Annotated in this window: 4 protein-coding genes; all 4 read left to right on the forward strand. The window is 65.8% G+C overall.

The features are described 5' to 3' along the window. On the forward strand, positions 1–423 hold a 423-nt coding region (locus tag VW23_RS21505), incomplete at its 5' end, for a Crp/Fnr family transcriptional regulator (RefSeq protein ID WP_141728434.1). Between the two features lie 14 nt (positions 424–437). Further along, the gene (locus tag VW23_RS21510; protein ID WP_176730456.1) at positions 438–878 is read left to right on the forward strand and encodes a Crp/Fnr family transcriptional regulator; all 441 of its coding nucleotides are present in this window, start codon (positions 438–440) and stop codon (positions 876–878) included. Then, complete coding sequence (locus tag VW23_RS21515) at positions 875–1,186, forward strand: Rdx family protein (protein WP_069911548.1); 312 nt, start codon at positions 875–877, stop codon at positions 1,184–1,186. Before VW23_RS21510 ends, VW23_RS21515 begins: the two co-directional genes overlap by 4 nt. A gap of 97 nt (positions 1,187–1,283) precedes the next feature. Beyond that, positions 1,284–1,821 (forward strand): CreA family protein (locus tag VW23_RS21520; protein WP_069911549.1); only part of this gene is annotated, 538 nt, incomplete at its 3' end.

A 1,821-nucleotide genomic window follows, 5' to 3' on the forward strand; every position in this document is an offset into this window, starting at 1 on the left:
GGGACGCTCCTCATGGCGGCGGCGGCGCTGCCGGTGAGCGTATTGGGGCCGCGGGCGGTGCTGGTGAATGAGGGCGCGCGCACCGGCAAGCTCTACATCCTCAAATCCGGTGATCTCGAAGTGGTGCGCGATGGCAGCACGGTGGCGGCGATCGGTGACCCAGGTTCGGTGATCGGCGACATGTCGGCGCTGCTCGACCTGCCGCATTCGGCCACCGTCAGGACGCGCAACGGTGCCGAAGTGCACGTCGCCGACGATGCCGATGCGTTCCTCGAGGCGCACCCGGCCGCGGCGCGGCATATCGCAAAACTGTTGGCGGCGCGGTTGCACAAGACCACGGCGCTGCTGGTCGATATGCGCAAGCAGGCCAAGGTCCGCGAGGACCAGGTGATGTTCGACAAGATCTTTGCATTGCTCGAATAACGGGAGTTGCTGTGGTGGCGGCTGAAGAGACGGAAAGCTGGCTGAAGTTCGATTTCTTCCCCGCCGGCACGGAGCTGATCGTGCAGGGCGGGCAGGCCGGCGGCAGCATCATGGTGCTGAAGGAGGGTGAGGTCGAAGTGCTGCGCGACGGCAAGTTCGTCTCGACCATCAAGCAGCCCGGCGCCATCTTCGGCGAAATGAGCGTGCTGCTGGAGCGCCCGCACTCGGCCACGGTGCGCGCCGTCACCGATGTGCAGCTCTACGTCATCAATGACGCGCTCAATGTGCTCGAGGCGCATCCCTCCTGGCTGCTGCAGATTGCCCGGCTGCTGGCGCAACGCGTCAATTCCACCACGGCGCAACTGGTGGCGCTGAAGAGCCGCGCGGCCGACGAGGACGATGTGCTGGTGCTGCCGACCAACGTCTTTTCCTCCTGGGCGGACCCGCAGATATGACCGATAAACCCAAGCTCGCCATCACCTACTGCACCCAGTGCAACTGGCTGCTGCGCGCCGCCTGGATGGGGCAGGAGGTGCTCTCGACCTTCGGCCTCGAAATGGGCGAGGTCAGCCTCGTTCCCGGCACCGGCGGCATTTTCGAGATCCATCTCGATGGCATCTTGATCTGGGAGCGCAAGCGCGACGGCGGCTTCCCCGACGCCAAGCAGATCAAACAACTGGTGCGCGATCGCATCGATCCCGGCCGCGACCTCGGCCATATCGACCATCCGCACGGCCCGGCGGCGAAGCACGGCCACTCCTGAGCAGCGGGCCCTCGCAACTATTGCAGCCGCCGGCCGTTGCGTGAACCCGGCAAGGTCCCCACATCAGGCCGGTCCGCAACCCGAACCCCTGGACCCCATGAGCATGCTAACGCGCTTCGCCTCCCTCGGCCTCGCCCTCGTTCTCACCGGCGCACTCGCCGCCTGCGGCAACAATAACGGCACCGATGTGGGCCGCGTCGGGGTCGACTGGACCGGCAACGACATCAATGTCGAGGCCGTGGCCGATCCGGAGATCAAGGGCGTGGTCTGCCACGTCGCCTATTTCAACCGCTCGCTGATCGATCGGCTGCAGCAGGGCAACTGGTTCGAGGATCCGTCCTATTCGGCCGTCGATTGCGCCGCTGCCGGCCCGATCACCATCGGCAACATCAACACCAGCAAGGGCGGCGAAGAGATCTTCAAGCAGTCGCGCTCGCTGATCTGGAAGAGCCTGCGCGTCTCGCGCATCTACGACGCCGAGAACAACTCGCTGGTCTACCTCGCCCACTCGCGCGAACTGCAGCAGGGCTCGGGCAAGATGTCGCTGTCGGTGGTGCCACTCACCGGCCTCGACGTCACCTGGACCAACGGCGCCCCCAAAGGCTCGCCGGCGGCTGCTGCGGCAGCACCTGCAG

The sequence above is a fragment of the Devosia insulae DS-56 genome (genome assembly GCF_000970465.2).
Lineage (GTDB): Bacteria > Pseudomonadota > Alphaproteobacteria > Rhizobiales > Devosiaceae > Devosia_A > Devosia_A insulae.

Excerpts from the sequence above, each read along its gene's own strand:
- VW23_RS21515 (WP_069911548.1), top strand. The coding sequence starts at position 875 with ATGACCGATAAACCCAAGCTCGCCATCACCTACTGCACCCAGTGCAAC.